The organism is Streptomyces sp. NPDC034103 (assembly GCF_055575395.1).
The window spans coordinates 240307-258327 of sequence record NZ_JBVISS010000013.1 but is presented as its reverse complement, the minus strand read 5'-3'; the positions used below and the strand labels follow the sequence as shown (position 1 = coordinate 258327).

Below are 18021 nucleotides of genomic sequence, written 5' to 3'. Positions count from 1 at the left end.
CTGGTCGGAGCGACGCCGGTTGCATCTTCAACCATTTATGGCCTCTCGTCTCCCGTCCCCGCCCCCGAGACAAGAGGTACGTGTGTCAGCCAGGCTTGAGGCCGAACATCTCTACAAGGTGTTCGGCAGACGACCGAGTGAGGCAGTCGAGAGACTGCGCGGCGGAGCCGACCGGGAGGAGCTGCGCGCCGACGGCACCACCGCCGCGGTGGTCGACGCCTCCTTCACCGTGGAACCCGGCCAGATCTTCGTCGTCATGGGCCTGTCCGGCTCCGGCAAGTCCACACTGCTGCGGATGCTCAACGGGCTCCTGGAGCCGACCGCCGGACACGTCCGCTTCGGCGGCCAGGACCTGACCGCCCTCGGCGACCGCGCGCTGCGCGAGGTTCGGGCGAGGAAGATCAGCATGGTCTTCCAGCACTTCGCGCTCTTCCCGCACCGCAGCGTCCTGGAGAACGCCGCCTACGGCCTCGCCGTCCAGGGCGTCCCCAAGGCCGAGCGCCTCGCGCGGGCCACCGAGGCCCTGGAGCTGTGCGGCCTGAAGGGCTGGGAGAAGTCCTGGCCCGACGAGCTGTCCGGCGGTATGCAGCAGCGTGTGGGCCTGGCCCGCGCCCTCGCCACCGACGCCGACCTGCTGCTGATGGACGAGTCCTTCAGCGCCCTGGACCCGCTGATCCGCCGCGACATGCAGGACCAGCTCCTGGAGCTCCAGAACAGCCTGAAGAAGACCATCGTCTTCATCACCCACGACCTCAACGAGGCCATGCGCCTGGGTGACCGCATCGCCGTCATGCGCGACGGCCGCATCGTCCAGATCGGCACCGCGGAGGACATCCTCGTGCGGCCCGCCGACGACTACGTGGCCTCCTTCACCCAGGACGTCGACCGCTCCCGGGTCCTGACCGCGGGTGCCGTCATGGACACCGACGTCCTCGGCGACGAGATCGGCTGCCGCTGCGAGACCGCGACCCCGGACACCCCGTTCACCGAACTGTGCGCGATCAGCGCCCGGCTGACGCACCCCGTCGCCGTCGTCGACAAGAGCGGCAAGCTCGTCGGACGCGTCCCGGGACAACGCCTCGTCGCGTTCCTCGGCGACGAGCAGTCCGACCCGGTGGTCTGCGACGCGCCCCGGGACAAGGGTGGCGACAAGGCGGTGGCCCATGCCTAGGATCCCGCTCGGCGACTGGGTCAACGAGGCGGTCGACTGGCTGCTCGGCCACATGTCCTGGCTCTTCGACTTCCTCAAGACCGTCTTCACCGGCGCCTACGACGGCATCGACGCCGTCCTCCAGGCACCCGAACCCCTGCTCCTCGCGGGCATCTTCGCCGTCGTCGCCTTCTGGCTGCGTGGCACCACGGCCGGACTCCTCACCTTCGCGGGCTTCGCCTTCATCGACTCCCTCGAACTGTGGGACGACGCGATGGTGACCCTCTCCCTGGTCCTCGTCGCCACGCTCATCGCCCTGGTGATTGCCGCGCCGCTCGGCATCTGGGCGGCCCGCTCCGACCGGGTCAGCGCACTGGTCCGGCCGGTCCTGGACTTCATGCAGACGCTGCCCGCGATGATCTACCTCATCCCGGCGATCCTCTTCTTCGGCACCGGGGCCCCCGCGGGCATGGTCGCCACCCTGATCTTCGCGCTCGCCCCCGGCGTGCGCATGACCGAGCTGGGCATCCGCCAGGTCGACAAGGAACTGGTCGAGGCCGCCGAGGCGTTCGGTACCACCCCCCGCGACACCCTGCTCCGCGTCCAGCTGCCGCTGGCCCTGCCCACCGTCATGGCGGGCGTCAACCAGGTGATCATGCTCGGTCTGTCCATGGCCGCGATCGCCGGCATGGTCGGCACCGGCGGCCTCGGCGGCCGGGTCAACGAGGCCATCGGGCAGCTCGACGTCGGCCTCGGCTCCGAGGCGGGCGTCGCCATCGTGATCCTCGCGATCTACCTCGACCGGATGACGAGCGCCCTGGGCGCCCAGGTCTCCCCGCTGGGCCGGCGCGCCGCCGCCAAGGCCCGCGCCGCGCGGGGCCTGAGGATCTGGTCGTACCGCCCCCGTCCGCAGGTCGCCGTCATCGGTGTGGTGATCCTCGCCCTCGTCGCGGGCGGCATGGGGATGTTCGGCGGCAAGAGCGAGAGCGCCGCCACGGCCGGCAAGGACGTCGGTGAGGGCAAGAAGGTCACCATCGGCTACATCCCCTGGGACGAGGGCGTCGCCTCCACCTTCCTCTGGAAGGAGGTCCTCGAGGAGCGCGGTTTCGAGGTCGAGGCCAGGCAGCTCGACGCCGGCCCCCTCTACACCTCCCTCGCCTCCGGCAACGTCGACTTCCAGACCGACGCCTGGCTGCCCACCACCCACGCCGAGTACTGGAAGAAGTACGGCGACCGGCTTGACGACCTGGGCTCCTGGTACGGCCCGACCTCGCTGGAGCTGAGCGTCCCGTCGTACATGAAGGACGTCGACTCGCTGGCGGACCTCAAGGGCAGGGCGGCCGACTTCGGCGGGAAGATCACCGGCATCGAGTCCAGCGCGGGCATGATGGGCGCGCTGAAGAGCAAGGTGCTCAAGGAGTACGGCCTGGACAAGGAGTACAAGGTCGTCGACAGCTCCACGCCGGCGATGCTGGCCGAGCTCAAGCGGGCGTACGGCAAGAAGGAACCGATCGTCGTCACCCTCTGGTCGCCGCACTGGGCCTACAGCGACTACGACCTGAAGAAGCTCAAGGACCCCAAGGGTGCCTGGGGCAAGGGCGACGGTGTGCACACGGTGTCCCGCAAGGGCTTCGCAGACGACAACCCGGTCGTGGCTAAGTGGCTGAAGGACTTCAGGCTGAGCGACCAGCAGCTCACCAGCCTCGAGGCCGAGATCAACAAGGCCGGCAAGGGCAAGCAGCAGGATGCGGTCGGCGCCTGGCTGAAGGCCAACCCGGGTGTGGTCGACAAGCTGGCCCCGGTCCAGGACACCGCCGTCCCCGCCGAGGCGAAGAACCCGGTCGACGTGGCCTGGTTCCCCTGGGACGAGGACATCGCCGTCACCCACCTGTGGAAGAACGTCCTGGAGCGGCGCGGCTACCGGCTGAACCTGAAGCAGATGGACGTCGGACCGGTCTACACCGGCCTCGCCTCGGGGGACCTCGACCTCAACTTCGACGCCTGGCTGCCGCACGCCCAGGCCAACTTCTGGGATCAGAACAAGGACAGACTCGCCGACCTCGGCACCTGGTACGAACCGACCTCCCTGGAGATCGCCGTCCCCTCCTACGTCAAGGGCGTGAAGTCCTACGAGGACCTCAAGGGCAAGGCCGACCTCTTCGACGGGAAGATCATCGGCATCGAACCGGGCACCGGCGAGATGAACCTCCTCAAGAAGAAGGTCCTGCCGGGCTACGGCCTGGACAAGGAGTACGAGGTCGTCGACGGCTCCACGCCCGCGATGCTCGCCGAGCTGAAGCGGGCGTACGCGAAGAAGCAGCCCGTGGCCGTCGTCCTGTGGTCGCCGCACTGGGCGTACAGCCAGTACGACCTCACCAAGCTGAAGGACGGCAAGAAGCTCTTCGGCGAGGGCAACACGATCCGGACCATCGCCCACGAGAAGTTCCCCGAGCAGTACCCCCGGCTCACTGAGTGGATCAAGGACTTCAGGATGAGCGAGGACGAACTCGGCACCCTGGAGGCCGAGATCAACCGGCGCGGGCGGGGCCACGAGGACGAGGCCGTCGCCGCCTGGTTGAAGGAGCACCCCGACATGGTGGAGCGGATGACCCCGCAGTAGCCGCCGCCCACCGCAGCCGCCCGAGGGGCGGGCCCCGCACGTGACCTGACGGCGTGTGGCGAGGCCCGCCCCTCGGGTCGTACCCGGGGGCCGGCCACCCGTACGCGGTCGGCCCACGGAAAGGATCCGGACAACCACAGAGAGCCACGCCGCCCCCATAGCCTCATCCCGCGGTCGCGGTCAACTGGTTCGTCCTCACGGCGCAAACCCCCCACGCCTGGCGCGGAGAGCTGATCTACTGGCCGGAGTTGGCGAGACGACCCCCGCGGCGGCTACGGCAATGTGACGGGTGCGTGAAACGGTTTGCCGAACATGCGTAGGGTGCAGACAACTCAGCAGAGAACGCGCACGGGAACCGACGAGCGAAGGAGGGAGCCGGAGCGATGGGCGACCACAAAGAACAGCCCCTGCGGGTGGGCGCGGCCGTCAGGCGGCGACGCCGCGCGCTGGAGCTCACCCTCGCCGTCGTGGCCGAACGCAGCGGCCTGTCGGTGCCCTTCCTGAGCCAGATCGAGAACGAACGGGCGCGCCCCAGCCAGAACTCCCTGGAGAAGGTCGCCGACGCCCTGCGCACCACGGCCGTGGAACTCCTCGCCGCCGCCGACCCGGCGTGCAGCGTCGACGTCGTCCGTGCCGAGGACACCGGGCCGCAGTGCCTGCCCCGGGCGCGTTCCCTGGTGCGCGGCCACCACCAGATGCACGCCCAGGAGTTCACCGGCGACCATGACGCCGGCCGTGAATTCCAGTTCCGCAACGACCAGTTGATGTACGTCGCCGACGGCGCGGTGGAGATCGAGGCGGAGGGCCGGGCGTACCGGCTCGGCCGCGGCGACACGCTCTACCTCACCGGCGGGGTGCGGCACCGGTGGCGGGCCACGGTGCCCGAGACCCGGGTCGTCGTCGTGGCGGTGGCCGAGCACATCGAGGTGGTCCGGGACCGGCCGCGCGCGTGAGGGTCGTCTCCCTGGTCCCGTCCCTCACGGAGGCGGTGGCCCGTACCCTCCCCGGCGCGCTGGTCGGCGCCACGGACTGGTGCACGCACCCGGCGGACCTCGATGTCACGCGCGTCGGCGGCACCAAGAACCCGACGATCGACCGCGTCCTCGCCCTCGCCCCCGATCTGGTGATCGCCAACGAGGAGGAGAACCGGCGACCCGACCTCGCCGCCCTGCGCGAGGCGGGCGTCGAGGTCCTGGTGACCGAGGTGCGGGAGGTCCCACAGGCCTTCTCCGAACTGGCCCGGGTGCTGGGGGCCTGCGGTGCGCGGGGGCGGCCGCGCTGGCTGGACGAGGCGGAGTCGACGTGGTCGGCGCTGCCGGAACCCTCGCGGCGCACCACCGCGGTCGTGCCCGTCTGGCGCCGTCCGTGGATGGTGCTGGGCCGGGACACCTTCGCGGGGGACGTCCTCGCCCGTCTCGGCGTGGACCACCGGTACGCGTCCCACGCCGAGCGCTACCCGCGCGTCCCGCTTGCGGAGCTGCGCGCGGCGGCACCCGAGGTGGTGGTCCTTCCCGACGAGCCCTACCGCTTCACCGCCGACGACGGGCCGGAGGCCTTTTCCGGCCTGCCCTGCGCCCTGGTCAGCGGCAGGCACCTCACCTGGTACGGCCCCTCCCTCATCGAGGCGCCCCGACTGCTGACCGAGGCCCTGCGAGCAGCTCACCGCTGAGCAGCCCGCGCGCGGTGTGCAGGGCGGCGACGCCCCAGGCGGCGACCAGAACGAGGTACAGCGCCACGGTGAGCGCGTCGAAGGCGACCAGTCCCGTGTGCCGGGCCAGCCCCTCGGCCCCGGTGACACAGGTGCCGACCGGGAAGGTGAACGCCCACCAGGTCATCGAGAACCGCATGCCCGCCCGCCGGGCCCGCAGCACAAGCGCGGTGGCGAGCGCGCACCACAGCAGCGCGAACCCCATGACGGGCACCCCGTACAGCACGGCCAGGACGGCGAAGCCCCCGGCGTAGGGCGCGGGGACGACACCGGGCGCCACGTCCGCGAACGTGTTCACGGCGGTGGTGGACTGCCCGAGCGGGCCCAGCACCAGGAACAGGGTCGGGGTCAGGGCGAGCGGCAGCGGCCCGCCGGTGATCAGCCGGGCGAAGACCAGCGGCAGCATGAGCAGGGTCGCGAGCAGACTGGCCCCGAACATCGCCACACAGGCCAGCAGCAGGGTCTCCCGCACCTGCCCGGCCGGCAGATGCGGCACCAGCAGCGGCCCGAGCGCGGCGGACACCATGGGCGCGACGAGCGGCAACAGCCACACGGGAGTGGCCTGCGCGGGTTCGAGGCGATGGCGTACGGCCATGAGGTACGGGACGGCGACGGCGGCCGCGAGCCCGACGGCCGTGCCGAGGGTGAAGAGCACGGTGTCGAGAGCGAGCGCGGCCCGGGTGCCGATCCAGTCGGAGCCGACGGTGAGGGCGCCGCCGCCGACGGCGAGCAGGGCCATGGAGAGACAGCCGTAGAAGGGCGCCATGGCGGGTTCGAGGAGGTGGGCGCGGGCCTGGTCGCGATGGTGTGCCCAGTGCAGGGCGCGGGCGCCGAGCAGGATCAGGAGCAGAACGAGGGAGAACGCCCACACCCCGGGGAGGAGGGCGGTACGCAGGCCGGGGACGGAGAGGGGCAGTCCGGCTCCGGCGGTGGCGACGACGGCGGTGCCCATGACGGTGGCGTACCAGTTGGGTCCGAGGTGACGGACGGCTTCGGCGCGCGGGGGGCGTGCGGTGGCACGGGGGAGAACGGGCTGGGCTGCGGTGACCATGCTCAGACCCTCTCGCGCCGGTACGACCGCCACCAGGGACGATGCCTCTATGAGGGCATAAGCTGGGTTTATGAGCAGTGCGCAGGACGACTCACTTCCGCCGGTAGGCGGCTCGTTGGCCCACCGGGTGCCGGACCTGGGAGCGCTGGAACTCCTCCTGGCGGTGGCCCGGCTCGGCAGCCTGGGCGCGGCGGCCCGGGAGACGGGCATCACCCAGCCGGCGGCCAGCAGCCGGGTCCGCTCCATGGAACGCCAGCTGGGCGTCGCCCTGGTGGACCGCTCACCCCGGGGGTCCCGGCTCACGGACGCGGGCGCGCTGGTGACCGACTGGGCGCGCCGGATCGTGGAGGCGGCGGAGGCGTTCGACGCGGGGGCGCAGGCGCTGCGGGACCGCCGTGACTCGCGGCTGCGGGTGGCGGCGAGCATGACGATCGCGGAGTACCTGCTGCCGGGCTGGCTGCTGGCCCTGCGCGCCCAGCGCCCCGACACGGCCGTGTCCCTGCTCGCCGGCAACTCGACGGCGGTCGCCGAACGTCTGCTGTCGGGCGAGGCGGACCTGGGGTTCGTGGAGGGGCTCACGGTCCCGACCGGCCTCGACTCGGTGGTGATCGCCCACGACCGCCTGATCGTCGTCACCGCCCCGGCCCACCCCTGGGCCCGCCGCCGACGTCCCCTCGCCGCCGACGAGCTGGCCGCGACCCCGCTGATCCTGCGGGAGAAGGGCTCGGGGACCCGTCAGGTGCTCGACGCCGCCCTCGGGGGCCTGGCCCGCCCCCTGATCGAGCTGTCCTCGACGACCGCGGTCAAGGCGGCCGCGGTGAGCGGGGCGGGGCCGTCGGTCCTGAGCGAACTGGCGGTGGGGGAGGAGCTCGCCATGCGGCGGCTGGTCCGGGTCCCGGTGGAGGGGGTGTCGCTGGCGCGGGATCTGCGGGCGGTGTGGCCCACGGGGCACCGCCCGGTGGGACCGGCCCGGGAACTGCTGTCGCTGACCCGGGGGTAGGACCTCAGGAAGCGGCCGCGACCAGCGCCCGTACCACGCGCAGGTCCTCGCCCATCTCCGGATGCCACTGCACCCCCAGCACCCAGTCCGCGGAGGGGAGTTCCACGGCCTCCACGGTGCCGTCCGGCGCGTGCGCGGAGGCCAGCAGGCCCCTGCCCAGACGGTCCACGGCCTGGTGGTGGTAGGTGGGCACCGAGGTCTCCTCCGGGACGATCTCGGCGTACAGGGTCCCCGGGACCGGCTTCACCGCGTGCCGGCCGAAGACGCCGACCACCTCCGCGTGCCCTTCGATGTGCTGGACGAGGGTGCCGCCGACGGCGACGTTCAGCAACTGCATGCCCCGGCAGATGCCGAGGAGGGGGAGTCCGGCGGCGAGGGCGGCGTCGATGAGGGCCAGTTCCCACGCGTCCCGCGCGTGCGCGGGCGGGCCGGTGCGGGACGAGCGCTCGGCGCCGTAGCGGACGGGGTCGACGTCCGGACCGCCCGCGATCACCAGACCGTCCAGGCGCGCCACGGTCGCGGCGGCGTGCTCGGGCGCGTCCGGCGGCAGCATCGCGGCCAGCCCGCCCGCCCGCTGCACGAGCCGCGGGTACCCGGCGGGAAGCAGGGCCGCCTCCAGTTCCCACACGCCCCAGCGCGCCCCCGCCTCCAGATAGGTGCTGATGCCGATCAGCGGCCTGCCCGCCATGCGCCCTCCCGGACCCGCAAAGGATTGTTTCCATACCTTTGCCGAGACAGGGCCACGGAGGCAAGGCCCGTCCGCCCGGCGGTCGGCGCCGTCACGCCAGGAACCCCCTGAGCAGTGCCGCCGTACCCGCGCAGTGCTCCCGCATCATCTCCCGCGCCCCGTCCGCGTCGCCGTCCAGGACCGCGTCCACCAGCGCGGTGTGCTGACGCTGGGAGTGCTCCAGGTTGCGCACCAGCAGCGGGATGCAGTCCAGCAGGTCGTTCACGGTGGCCCGGACCGCCGCGTACTGCGCCGTCAGCGTCGGTGAGCCGCACAGCTCGGCCAGCGTCAGGTGCAGGAGTGTGTCCAGGCGCCGGTAGTCCGTCAGCGGGGCGTCCTGGGTGTGGTTCAGCGCCTCACGCAGCCGCTCGGCCTGCTCCCGCGTGAGCCCGTGCGCCGCGCACAGGCCGGCCGCCCCGACCTCCAGCACCTCGCGGAAGCGCAGCACGTCCTCGATGTCGACCTCGGTGATCCGCCGCCGCAGCTCGCTCTCGCCGCCCGCGTCCGTCCTGCGCAGCACGAACGTCCCGCCGTACCGCCCGCGCCGGGACTCCACCAGCCCCTGGTCCTGGAGCACCTTCAGCACCTCGCGCAGCGTCACCCGGCTGATCCCGAGCCGCTCCGCCAGCTCCCGCTCGGCGGGCAGCCGCTCGCCGCCCGGCACCAGGCCCAGCCGTACCACCTGGAGGATCTGCTCCAGCGCCTCCTCGAAGCCGTTGCCCGCCCGCACCGGCCGCAGCACCGGCGTCAACCGGTCCTCCGGTCCGTCGTCCGGATCCCGCGACATCCCGCCGCACCCCCTTCCCAAGCAATGGTTCTCCGCAATACCTTATGGCTTCCGGCCGGGATGAAAAGACGCGCAGCAGCCGAAGGAGCTCTTCCGTGGCAGACCGCACACCCCCACTGAGCGTCGAGGAACTCCACGCCCTCGTCGCCGGCGGTGAGATCGACACTGTCGTCCTGGCCTTCCCCGACATGCAAGGGCGACTCCAGGGCAAGCGGTTCGCCGCCCGCTTCTTCCTCGACGAGGTCCTCCAGCACGGCACCGAGGGCTGCAACTACCTGCTCGCCGTCGACACCGAGATGAACACCGTCGACGGCTACGCGATGTCGTCCTGGGACCGGGGCTACGGCGACTTCGCCATGCACCCCGACCTCACCACCCTGCGCCGCGTCCCCTGGAACGAGGGCACGGCCATGCTGGTGGCCGACCTCGCCTGGAACGACGGCTCGCCCGTGGTCGCCGCCCCGCGCCAGATCCTGCGCCGCCAGCTGGAGCGCCTCGCCGAACTCGGCTACACCGCCAAGGTCGGCACCGAGCTGGAGTTCATCGTCTTCAAGGACACCTACGAGCAGGCCTGGGACGCGGGCTACCGGGGGCTCACCCCGGCGAACCAGTACAACATCGACTACTCCGTCCTCGGCACCGGGCGCATCGAACCGCTGCTGCGCCGGATCCGCAACGACATGACGGCCGCCGGTCTCACCGTCGAGTCCGCCAAGGGGGAGTGCAACCCCGGCCAGCACGAGATCGTGTTCAAGTACGACGAGGCCCTGGTCACCTGCGACCAGCACGCCCTCTACAAGACCGGGGCCAAGGAGATCGCCGCCCAGGAGGGCGTCTCCCTCACCTTCATGGCCAAGTACAACGAGCGCGAGGGCAACTCCTGCCACATCCACCTCTCCCTCGCCGACGCCGACGGCGACAACGCGATGGCCGGCCCCGACGGGATGTCGGACGTGATGCGGCACTTCCTCGCGGGGCAGCTCGCCGCCCTCCGCGACTTCTCCCTCCTCTACGCCCCCAACATCAACTCCTACAAGCGGTTCCAGCCCGGCTCCTTCGCCCCGACCGCCGTCGCCTGGGGCCACGACAACCGCACCTGCGCCCTGCGGGTCGTCGGCCACGGCCGCTCCCTGCGCTTCGAGAACCGGCTGCCCGGCGGTGACGTCAACCCCTACCTCGCGGTGGCCGGGCTGGTGGCCGCCGGGCTGTACGGCGTGGAGCACCAGCTGGAGCTGCCCGAGGCCTGCGCCGGCAACGCCTACGCCGGCGAGTACGAGCACGTCCCCACCACCCTGCGCGAGGCCGCCGAACTCTGGGAGAACAGCCCCGTCGCCCAGGCCGCCTTCGGCGAGGAGGTCGTCGCGCACTACGCCAACATGGCACGCGTCGAACTCGAGGCCTTCGACGCGGCGGTCACCGACTGGGAGCTGCGCCGCTCCTTCGAACGTCTGTGAAAGGTCCTTCGTTGTCGTACGAGCATGAGCTCCACGTTCTGAACCCGGCCACCGAGGAGGTGGTCGCCACCGTCCCCGCCGCCACCGCGGCCGACGTGGACGCGGCCGTCGCCCGCGCCGCGAAGGCACAGCACGGGTGGGCCCAGGCGGCCCCCGCCGACCGGGCCCGGCTGCTGCGCCGGTTCGCCGACGTCGTCGACGGGCACGTCGAGGAACTGGCCCGGCTGGAGGTCCGCGAGGCCGGCCACCTCCTCGGCAACGCCCGCTGGGAGGCCGGCAACGTCCGTGACCTGCTGGAGTACGCCGCCGGGGGAGTGGAGCGGCTGAGCGGCCGGCAGATCCCGGTGCCCGGCGGCCTCGACGTCACCCTCCTCGAACCACTCGGCGTCGTCGGCGTCATCGCGCCCTGGAACTTCCCGATGCCCATCGCCGCCTGGGGCACCGCCCCCGCCCTCGCCGCCGGCAACGCGGTGCTCCTCAAACCCGCCGAGACGACCCCGCTGACCGCCCTGCGGCTCGCCGAACTCGCCCTGGAGGCAGGCCTGCCGGAAGGCCTCTTCCAGGTGCTCCCCGGCCACGGACCGGTCGCCGGCACCGCCCTCGTCGAGCACCCCGGCGTCGCGAAGATCGTCTTCACCGGGTCCACCCGCACCGGCCGCGAGGTCATGGAGCGCTGCGCCCGCCAGGTCAAGCCGGTCACCCTCGAACTCGGCGGCAAGAGCCCCAACATCGTCTTCGCCGACGCCGACCTCACCGCCGCCCTCGACCCCTTCTCCTTCCTCGACAACTCCGGCCAGGACTGCTGCGCCCGCACCCGGATCCTGGTCCAGGAGTCGGTGTACGACGAGGCCCGCGACCTGCTCGCCGAGGCCCTGAACGCCGTCGTGGTCGGCGACCCGGCCGACGAGAAGACGCAGATGGGCCCGCTGATCTCCCGACAGCAGCTGGACCGCGTACGGGCGTTGGTGCCGGACAGCGCCCCCGGACCGCGCGGCAGCGCGCCCGACGGGCCCGGCTTCTGGTTCGCGCCGACCGTCCTCACCGGCGAGGCACCCGACTCGAAGGCCGCCCGCGAGGAGATCTTCGGCCCCGTGGCCGTCCTGCTCCCCTTCACCGACGAGGCGGACGCGATCCGGCTCGCCAACGACACCCCCTACGGCCTCTCCGGTTCCCTGTGGACCCGCGACATCGGCCGCGCCCTGCGCGTCTCCCGGGCCGTCAAGGCGGGCAACCTGTCCGTCAACTCCCACTCCAGCGTCCGCTACTGGACCCCCTTCGGCGGCTACAAGCAGTCGGGCCTCGGCCGTGAGCTGGGCCCGGACGCCCTGACCGCCTTCACCGAGACCAAGAACGTCTTCATCAGCACGGAAGGCCCCGCCCAGTGACCTCTTCGCCCGAACAGACCGTGTGCCGTCGCCTCGTCGGCCGTACGGCCGTCATCACCGGAGCCGGCAGCGGCATCGGCCTCGCCACCGCCCGCCGGCTCGCCTCCGAGGGCGCCCACGTCGTCTGCGGCGATGTCGACGAGGCGCGCGGCAAGCAGGCGGCCGAGGAGGTCGGCGGGATCTTCGTGAAGGTCGACGTCACCGACGCCGAGCAGGTCGAGGCGCTGTTCAGGACGGCGTACGACACCTACGGCAGCGTCGACATCGCCTTCAACAACGCGGGTATCTCACCGCCCGACGACGACTCCATCCTGGAGACGGGCCTGGAGGCCTGGAAGCGCGTCCAGGAGGTCAACCTGACCTCCGTGTACCTGTGCTGCAAGGCGGCCATCCCCTACATGCGGCGCCAGGGCAAGGGCTCGATCATCAACACGGCGTCCTTCGTGGCCCGGATGGGCGCCGCCACCTCGCAGATCTCGTACACCGCGTCCAAGGGCGGCGTCCTCGCGATGTCCCGGGAACTGGGCGTGCAGTTCGCCCGCGAGGGCATCCGCGTGAACGCCCTGTGCCCGGGGCCGGTCAACACCCCCCTGCTCCAGGAGCTGTTCGCCAAGGACCCCGAGCGTGCCGCCCGCCGGCTCGTGCACATCCCGCTCGGCCGCTTCGCCGAGGCCGAGGAGATCGCCGCCGCCGTCGCCTTCCTGGCCAGCGACGACTCCTCGTTCGTGAACGCCAGCGACTTCCTGGTCGACGGCGGGATCTCCGGGGCGTACGTCACCCCCCTGTAGGCCTGCGCCTACAGTGCCCGGATGAGCATGACGCCGCCGCCCGGCTGGTACCGCGACCCCGAGCATCCGCACCTGGAACGCTGGTGGGACGGAACCGCATGGACCGAACACCGGCGCGAGCCCGTACCCCAGGGCCCGCCGCCGGTGCCAGTGACGCCGGCCGGCGCCCGCACCCCGGGGCGCGCGAAGGTCATCGCCCTCACCACGGCCGGGCTCGTCCTGGTCGCCGCGATCGTGACCGGCGCGACGCTCCTGCGCGACGACGACAGCACGGCGGGCGGCACGCTCCCGACCGAGTCGATCACCCCCACCTTCGCGCCGACCAGCGAGCCGCCCGCACCGACGGACCCCACCAGCGAGCCCCCCGCCGGCGACCCGAGCGTGGTGGAGGACCAGCTCAACGGCATCACCGTGCCCCTGCTCGACGGCTGGGTCCGGCCGCAGTACATCACCGACCACGACGTCCTGATGTCCACCGACGGCACCTACGACTGCCCCGGCGACCCCGGGCTGTGCCGGCACGGGCTCGTCATCTCGCGCACGGTGACCGACAACGCCGAGACCTCCCCCGAGGCCCTGGCCAAGGCCGACATCGCCGACGCGGCCGACGACGCCTACGACCGCGACCTCGTCGGCAGGCGGCCCTTCGGCGGCATCGAGTCCCACGAGCTCGTGAAGTCCGGCCCGGTCGCGGTGGCGGGCCGCGCGGGCTACCTCGTCCGCTGGCGCGTCAGGACCGCCGAGGGGCCCGGCGGCTACGTCCAGTCCCTCGCCTTCCAGTCCAGCGTCGGCACCGAGACCCCGGTCATCGTCCGCTACGTCTTCGACGCCGGCGAGGACGGACCCCCGCTCGCCGACATGGACCGGATCACCAAGGGCATCCGGTCCACCGGCGACACGGGCGGCGGGGGCGTGGGCAGCAGCATCGGCCCGACCGACTGACCTGGCCGACGCCCTGACCTGGCCCGACGCACCGACCTACAGGAAGGTCCGTCCCTCGCCGCGGTACGTGGGCACGGTCGCCGTCACCGTGTCCCCCTCGACCAGATGCAGCACCTCGAACCGCTCGCACAGCTCACCGGCCTTCGCGTGCCGGAACCACACCTTGTCGCCGATGAGCAGGTCGTCGGCGGGAGAGCCCAGCAACGGCGTCTGCACCTCGCCGGGCCCCTCCTGGGGGTCGTACTTCAACCCCTCGGGCAGGTACGGCACGGGCAGCCGGTCCCGCCCGGGCGCGCCGGAGGCCGGATAGCCGCCCCCGAGCACGGTGACGACACCGACCCCGGGCCGCCGTACGACGGGCTGCGCGAAGAGCGCGGCCGGACGCCCGCTGAACGACGTGTAGTTGTCGAACAGCCGCGGCACGTACAGCCCCGACCCGGCCCCGATCTCGGTGACGGCGTCCTCGGCGGCGGTGGTCTGCACGCTGCCCGTGCCGCCACCGTTGACGAACTCCAGGTCCGGCACCACGGACCGCACCGCACGCACCACCGCGGCACGCCGCTCGGCGAGTTCCTTGCGCGCGGTGGCCTGCATCAGCCGTACGGCACGCGACCGGAACGGATGCCCGGCGACGGAGTCGCCCACCCCGGCGATATGACCCTCGTACGCCATGATCCCGACGACCTTGAACCCGGGCCGCCGGGCCACCGCGCGGGCGAGGTCGGCGACCTGGGCGGGGGAGTGCAGCGGGGAGCGCCGGGCACCGACCCGGACCCTGCCGCCGAGGAGCTTCAGCGCGGTGTCCAACTCCAGGCAGACACGCACCACTTCGCGGCCGCCGTCCCGGGAGCGGTCGATGAGGTCGAGCTGGGCGACGTCGTCGACCATCACGGCGACGGCGGCGGCGAGCTTGGGGTCGGAGGTCAGCTCGGCGTATCCGGCGCTGTCGGCGGACGGATAGGCGAGCAGGATGTCGTCGAAGCCGGAACGGGCCAGCCACAGGGACTCGGCGAGGGTGAAGGACATCAGGCCCGCGAAACCGTCCCTGGCCAGCACCCGTTCGAGGAGCGCCCGGCACCGCACGGACTTGCTCGCCACGCGGATCGGCTTGCCGCCGGCCCGGCGGACGAGATCGTCCGCGTTGGCGTCGAAGGCCTCCAGATCCACGAGGGCGAGGGGAGCGTCGAGATGGGCGGTGGCCCGGTCGTACCGGGCCCGGTCGGCGGCGCGCGCAGTCATGAACGCAGCCTGCCAGACAGGATTACCGCAGGGTAGGGGGACGTTCCGGGCTAAAGCCCCGGGCTCGTGGACTGGTTCCCGTGCGGCCGCGGACAACCCGTAGAGTGACGCGCACGCACGTGAGGACGGCAGGGCCCGTGGGCCCGTGAGCGGGATGCCGTTCGACCCGTGTGGGTATGCGTGCCCTGGGCGGGCCTCTTCGCGCCGGGCACCACGACGGACCCGGGGACAAGGGAAACGGGGGGCGCATGAGCACGGACGCGCGGCACGCCTCCATCCCCCCGCGCCCCACGACGCCTCCCCGCCCCACGGAACCACCGACGACGGGCACCGAGCCGACCGGCCCCGCCCGTACCCCGGCCGCCCCCGAGGACCACGCACCGGCCTCGACCCCGGGACGCCCCCCGGTGCCGCCGATGCCGGCCACGCGACCGACGCCCGGTCCCACTCCCGACGCCACGGACGCGGACGACGACGGACGGCCCCGCGGCCCCCGGGTGCCGCCCACACGAGACCCCCTGGGCTCCCCTCGACGGGGCGCCCCGGCCGGACCTGCCGGTGACACGGGGGGTTCGCCTCGACGCGGTGCCCCGGCCGGTGACGCGAGGGACGGCGCGCCTCGACGGGGCGGTCCGGTCGATCCGGTGCGTGACCCCGCCGGCTCGCCCCGCCCCGGTGGCCCCGCGGACCCGGCGCGTGACGCCACCTCCCGGAACCTGCCGCCCGGATTCCCACGTCTGCGCGTCCCGCCCCCCGCGGACCCCGCGCCCGCCGACCCCGGCCCCCTGACCCCGCCGAGGGTCTCCGCACGCTTCCCGGACGCGGCGCCGAGCGCCCCCGAGGACGCGCGACGGGACCGCACCGCGCCCCCCGCGCCCCGCCGTGACGGCCCCTCCCCGGGAACGAGTGCGGAGACCGCCTTCCGCCCGCGCCCGTACGCGCCCCGGCCGGACGCACCCCGGACCACGGACCGTCGCCCCACGCCACCTCGCCCCGCCTCCGTACCCGCCGACCGTCCCACCCCGCAGGGTCGCCCCACCCCGCCCCGGCCGTCCTCCGCGCCCGCCGGCCCCTTCGGCCGTACCGCGCCTGCCGTCGGTGAGCCGTCCTCGCGGCAGCCCGACCCGGCCCTCTCCTGGAACGCTCCGCCGGCACCCCGCGACCCGCAGGGAGGCGGGCGGCCCGTCGTGTCGTTCGGGGAGCCAGAGGGGTACGACGAGCGGGCCCGGCCGCGAGTGCTCGCTGGGCGGCGGCTGCGGGCGGCCGGTGTGGCCGCCTGTCTCGTGCTGGGACTCGGACTCATCGGCGGTGCGGTGACCGGCAGTTGGCTCGTCGGGGACTCCGCGGCGGCCGGCACGGACAACACCTTCGCCGCGGCCGCGGGGATGTGGCACAGCGTCCCCGTGGACCGGCTCTTCCCGCCCACCCTGGAGGGCCAGGGCGCCGGACCCGGCGGTGCCGACCGGACCTGGACGCGGATCGCCGTCGCCCCGGACAGCGGCTGCGCGAACGCCTTCGACCCACTGCTGCGCAAGGCCCTCGCCCCCGTCGGCTGCCAGCGCCTGCTGCGCGCCACCTACACCGACGCCACCCAGAGCCATGTCACCACCGTCGGCCTCCTCTTCACCAAGGCGGACGCCGCCGGCATGACCGCGCTCGGCACCCGGTTCGACAAGGAGGGCCTCGGCCGCCGGGCCGACCTCATGCCCCGGCCGTACGCCGCCAAGGACACCGTCGCCGCCGACTTCGGCACCAAGCAGCGGGCCTCCTGGGCGATCTCCGTCCTCACCGACGCCCCCGTCGTCGTGTACGCCGTCTCCGGTTGGGCGGATGGCCGCGAGGTCGACGAGCCGCAGCCCGCCGAGGAGGTCATGCGGCCCGACGCCGACTCGGACATCGCCCAGGCCGGTCTCGGCCACGAGGCCCAGGGCCTCGCCGACCGGGTCGAACGCGGCCTGCGCAAGACCGTCAGCTCGGCCACGGAGCAGCCTTCGTGAACCCCATGACCCGCCGGACCGGCCTCCTCAGCGGCCTCCTCGCCGCCTGTCTGGCCCTCGTGCCGCCCACCGCGGCGCACGCCGACGGCATCCGCGCCCAGCAGTGGGCCCTCGACGCCATGCACACCCAGGAGGCCTGGCAGACCACCAAGGGCAAGGGCGTCACCGTCGCGGTCCTCGACACCGGGGTCGAGGACGACCACCCCGACCTCGTCGGCAACGTCCTCGACGGCAAGGACATGGTCGGCTTCGGAGCCGGCCGCGGCGACCGGGCCTGGGCCCGGCACGGCACCGCGATGGCCGGCATCATCGCCGGTCACGGACATGGCGTCGGCAACGGCGACGGGGTCATGGGCATCGCCCCCGAGGCGAAGATCCTCCCCGTGCGCGTCATCCTGGAGGACGGCGACTCCGCCCGCGGCAAGGCCCGCAACACCCGCGGCAACGCCCTCGCCGAAGGCATCCGCTGGGCCGCCGACCACGGCGCCGACGTCATCAACCTCTCCCTGGGCGACGACTCCAAGTCCGCCCACCCCGAGCCCGCCGAGGACGAGGCCGTGCAGTACGCCCTGAAGAAGGGCTCCGTCGTCGTGGCGTCCGCGGGCAACGGCGGCGACAAGGGCGACCACATCTCCTACCCGGCCGCCTACCCCGGGGTCATCGCCGCGACCGCCGTCGACAAGTACGGCACCCGCGCCTCCTTCTCCACCCGCCGCTGGTACGCCACGGTCAGCGCCCCCGGCGACAAGGTCGTGATCGCCGACCCCGACCACAAGTACTACGAGGGCTGGGGCACCAGCGCCGCCGCCGCCTTCGTCTCCGGAGCCGTCGCCCTGGTCAAGGCGGCCCACCCGGGCCTGACCCCGGCCCAGATCAAGCAGCTCCTGGAGGACACGGCCCGCAACGCCCCGGTCGGCGGCCGCGACGACTCCCGCGGCTACGGCTTCATCGACCCGGCCGCCGCGATCAAGGCGGCTGCCAGGCTGAAGCCGGAAGGCCTGCGCTCGGCGTCCTACGGCAAGAAGTACTTCGGCCCCGGCCCCGACACCGCCGAGGCGGACGACGACTCGGCCGGCTGGGCGGCCCCGGTGGCCGGCGGCGCGGGCGGTCTGCTGCTGATCGCGGCGGTGACGCTGTGGCGCGGTCGCAGAGAGCGCTACGACGACTTCTAGG

At 72.9% G+C, this 18021-nt stretch carries 15 protein-coding genes; 11 read left to right on the top strand and 4 right to left on the bottom strand.

Annotated features, from left to right (window positions below):
• Window positions 1-82 precede the first annotated feature (82 nt).
• From ACZ56U_RS29220 to ACZ56U_RS29205, 4 genes are all read left to right on the top strand, one after another.
• The gene (locus tag ACZ56U_RS29220; RefSeq protein WP_469086946.1) at window positions 83-1171 is read left to right on the top strand and encodes a quaternary amine ABC transporter ATP-binding protein; all 1089 of its coding nucleotides are present in this window, start codon (window positions 83-85) and stop codon (window positions 1169-1171) included.
• On the top strand, window positions 1164-3770 hold the full coding sequence (locus ACZ56U_RS29215) for an ABC transporter permease/substrate binding protein (protein ID WP_469086945.1): 2607 nt from the start codon (window positions 1164-1166) through the stop codon (window positions 3768-3770). Before ACZ56U_RS29220 ends, ACZ56U_RS29215 begins: the two co-directional genes overlap by 8 nt.
• Before the next feature lie 383 nt (window positions 3771-4153).
• Entirely contained in the window at window positions 4154-4723 is a 570-nt protein-coding gene (locus tag ACZ56U_RS29210) for a helix-turn-helix domain-containing protein (protein WP_469086944.1), read from the top strand.
• Complete coding sequence (locus ACZ56U_RS29205) at window positions 4720-5439, top strand: helical backbone metal receptor (protein ID WP_469086943.1); 720 nt, start codon at window positions 4720-4722, stop codon at window positions 5437-5439. The genes ACZ56U_RS29210 and ACZ56U_RS29205 overlap by 4 nt, the downstream gene beginning before the upstream one ends.
• Here the strand turns inward: ACZ56U_RS29205 and ACZ56U_RS29200 are convergent.
• Window positions 5387-6529: a TDT family transporter gene (locus ACZ56U_RS29200; RefSeq protein WP_469086942.1), complete on the bottom strand. Its 1143-nt coding sequence runs from the start codon at window positions 6527-6529 to the stop codon at window positions 5387-5389. The two genes, ACZ56U_RS29205 and ACZ56U_RS29200, sit on opposite strands and share 53 nt — an antisense overlap.
• Before the next feature lie 70 nt (window positions 6530-6599).
• Between ACZ56U_RS29200 and ACZ56U_RS29195 the strand changes: the two genes are divergently transcribed.
• Window positions 6600-7529: a LysR family transcriptional regulator gene (locus ACZ56U_RS29195; RefSeq protein ID WP_469086941.1), complete on the top strand. Its 930-nt coding sequence runs from the start codon at window positions 6600-6602 to the stop codon at window positions 7527-7529.
• 4 nt (window positions 7530-7533) lie between these two features.
• Here ACZ56U_RS29195 and ACZ56U_RS29190 read toward each other — a convergent pair whose 3' ends face one another.
• A complete protein-coding gene (locus ACZ56U_RS29190) occupies window positions 7534-8217 on the bottom strand; it encodes a gamma-glutamyl-gamma-aminobutyrate hydrolase family protein (RefSeq protein ID WP_469086940.1) in 684 nt (227 codons plus the stop codon).
• Between the two features lie 91 nt (window positions 8218-8308).
• A complete protein-coding gene (locus ACZ56U_RS29185) occupies window positions 8309-9043 on the bottom strand; it encodes a FadR/GntR family transcriptional regulator (protein ID WP_469086939.1) in 735 nt (244 codons plus the stop codon).
• Window positions 9044-9138: 95 nt separating this feature from the next.
• Here ACZ56U_RS29185 and ACZ56U_RS29180 point away from each other — a divergent pair, with 95 nt between their 5' ends.
• Genes ACZ56U_RS29180 through ACZ56U_RS29165 form a run of 4 tightly spaced genes read left to right on the top strand, consistent with a single transcriptional unit; the run spans window position 9139 to window position 13612 of the window.
• Entirely contained in the window at window positions 9139-10497 is a 1359-nt protein-coding gene (locus ACZ56U_RS29180; RefSeq protein WP_469086938.1) for a glutamine synthetase family protein, read from the top strand.
• Between the two features lie 11 nt (window positions 10498-10508).
• On the top strand, window positions 10509-11882 hold the full coding sequence (locus ACZ56U_RS29175; RefSeq protein ID WP_469086937.1) for an aldehyde dehydrogenase family protein: 1374 nt from the start codon (window positions 10509-10511) through the stop codon (window positions 11880-11882).
• Window positions 11879-12670, top strand: coding sequence for a 3-oxoacyl-ACP reductase (locus ACZ56U_RS29170; protein ID WP_469086936.1), 792 nt, complete (start codon window positions 11879-11881; stop codon window positions 12668-12670). Before ACZ56U_RS29175 ends, ACZ56U_RS29170 begins: the two co-directional genes overlap by 4 nt.
• Window positions 12671-12697: 27 nt before the next feature.
• The gene (locus ACZ56U_RS29165; RefSeq protein ID WP_469086991.1) at window positions 12698-13612 is read left to right on the top strand and encodes a DUF2510 domain-containing protein; all 915 of its coding nucleotides are present in this window, start codon (window positions 12698-12700) and stop codon (window positions 13610-13612) included.
• Window positions 13613-13648: 36 nt separating this feature from the next.
• Here the strand turns inward: ACZ56U_RS29165 and ACZ56U_RS29160 are convergent, their stop codons facing one another.
• Window positions 13649-14851: an amino acid deaminase/aldolase gene (locus ACZ56U_RS29160; protein WP_469086935.1), complete on the bottom strand. Its 1203-nt coding sequence runs from the start codon at window positions 14849-14851 to the stop codon at window positions 13649-13651.
• 644 nt (window positions 14852-15495) lie between these two features.
• Here ACZ56U_RS29160 and ACZ56U_RS29155 point away from each other — a divergent pair.
• A complete protein-coding gene (locus tag ACZ56U_RS29155; RefSeq protein WP_469086934.1) occupies window positions 15496-16848 on the top strand; it encodes a hypothetical protein in 1353 nt (450 codons plus the stop codon).
• 5 nt (window positions 16849-16853) lie between these two features.
• Window positions 16854-18020 carry a type VII secretion-associated serine protease mycosin gene (gene mycP, locus ACZ56U_RS29150; protein WP_469086990.1) on the top strand — a complete coding sequence of 389 codons (1167 nt, stop codon included), beginning with the start codon at window positions 16854-16856 and terminating at the stop codon, window positions 18018-18020.
• Window position 18021: the final 1 nt, after the last annotated feature.

Bases quoted from the DNA above. Each gene is read 5' to 3' on its own strand.
- ACZ56U_RS29165 (WP_469086991.1), top strand. From the start codon at position 12,698: ATGACGCCGCCGCCCGGCTGGTACCGCGACCCCGAGCATCCGCACCTG.
- mycP (WP_469086990.1), top strand. From the start codon at position 16,854: ATGACCCGCCGGACCGGCCTCCTCAGCGGCCTCCTCGCCGCCTGTCTG.
- ACZ56U_RS29210 (WP_469086944.1), top strand. From the start codon at position 4,154: ATGGGCGACCACAAAGAACAGCCCCTGCGGGTGGGCGCGGCCGTCAGG.
- ACZ56U_RS29195 (WP_469086941.1), top strand. From the start codon at position 6,600: ATGAGCAGTGCGCAGGACGACTCACTTCCGCCGGTAGGCGGCTCGTTG.
- ACZ56U_RS29190 (WP_469086940.1), bottom strand. From the start codon at position 8,217: ATGGCGGGCAGGCCGCTGATCGGCATCAGCACCTATCTGGAGGCGGGG.
- ACZ56U_RS29185 (WP_469086939.1), bottom strand. From the start codon at position 9,043: ATGTCGCGGGATCCGGACGACGGACCGGAGGACCGGTTGACGCCGGTG.
- ACZ56U_RS29215 (WP_469086945.1), top strand. From the start codon at position 1,164: ATGCCTAGGATCCCGCTCGGCGACTGGGTCAACGAGGCGGTCGACTGG.
- ACZ56U_RS29200 (WP_469086942.1), bottom strand. From the start codon at position 6,529: ATGGTCACCGCAGCCCAGCCCGTTCTCCCCCGTGCCACCGCACGCCCC.
- ACZ56U_RS29160 (WP_469086935.1), bottom strand. From the start codon at position 14,851: ATGACTGCGCGCGCCGCCGACCGGGCCCGGTACGACCGGGCCACCGCC.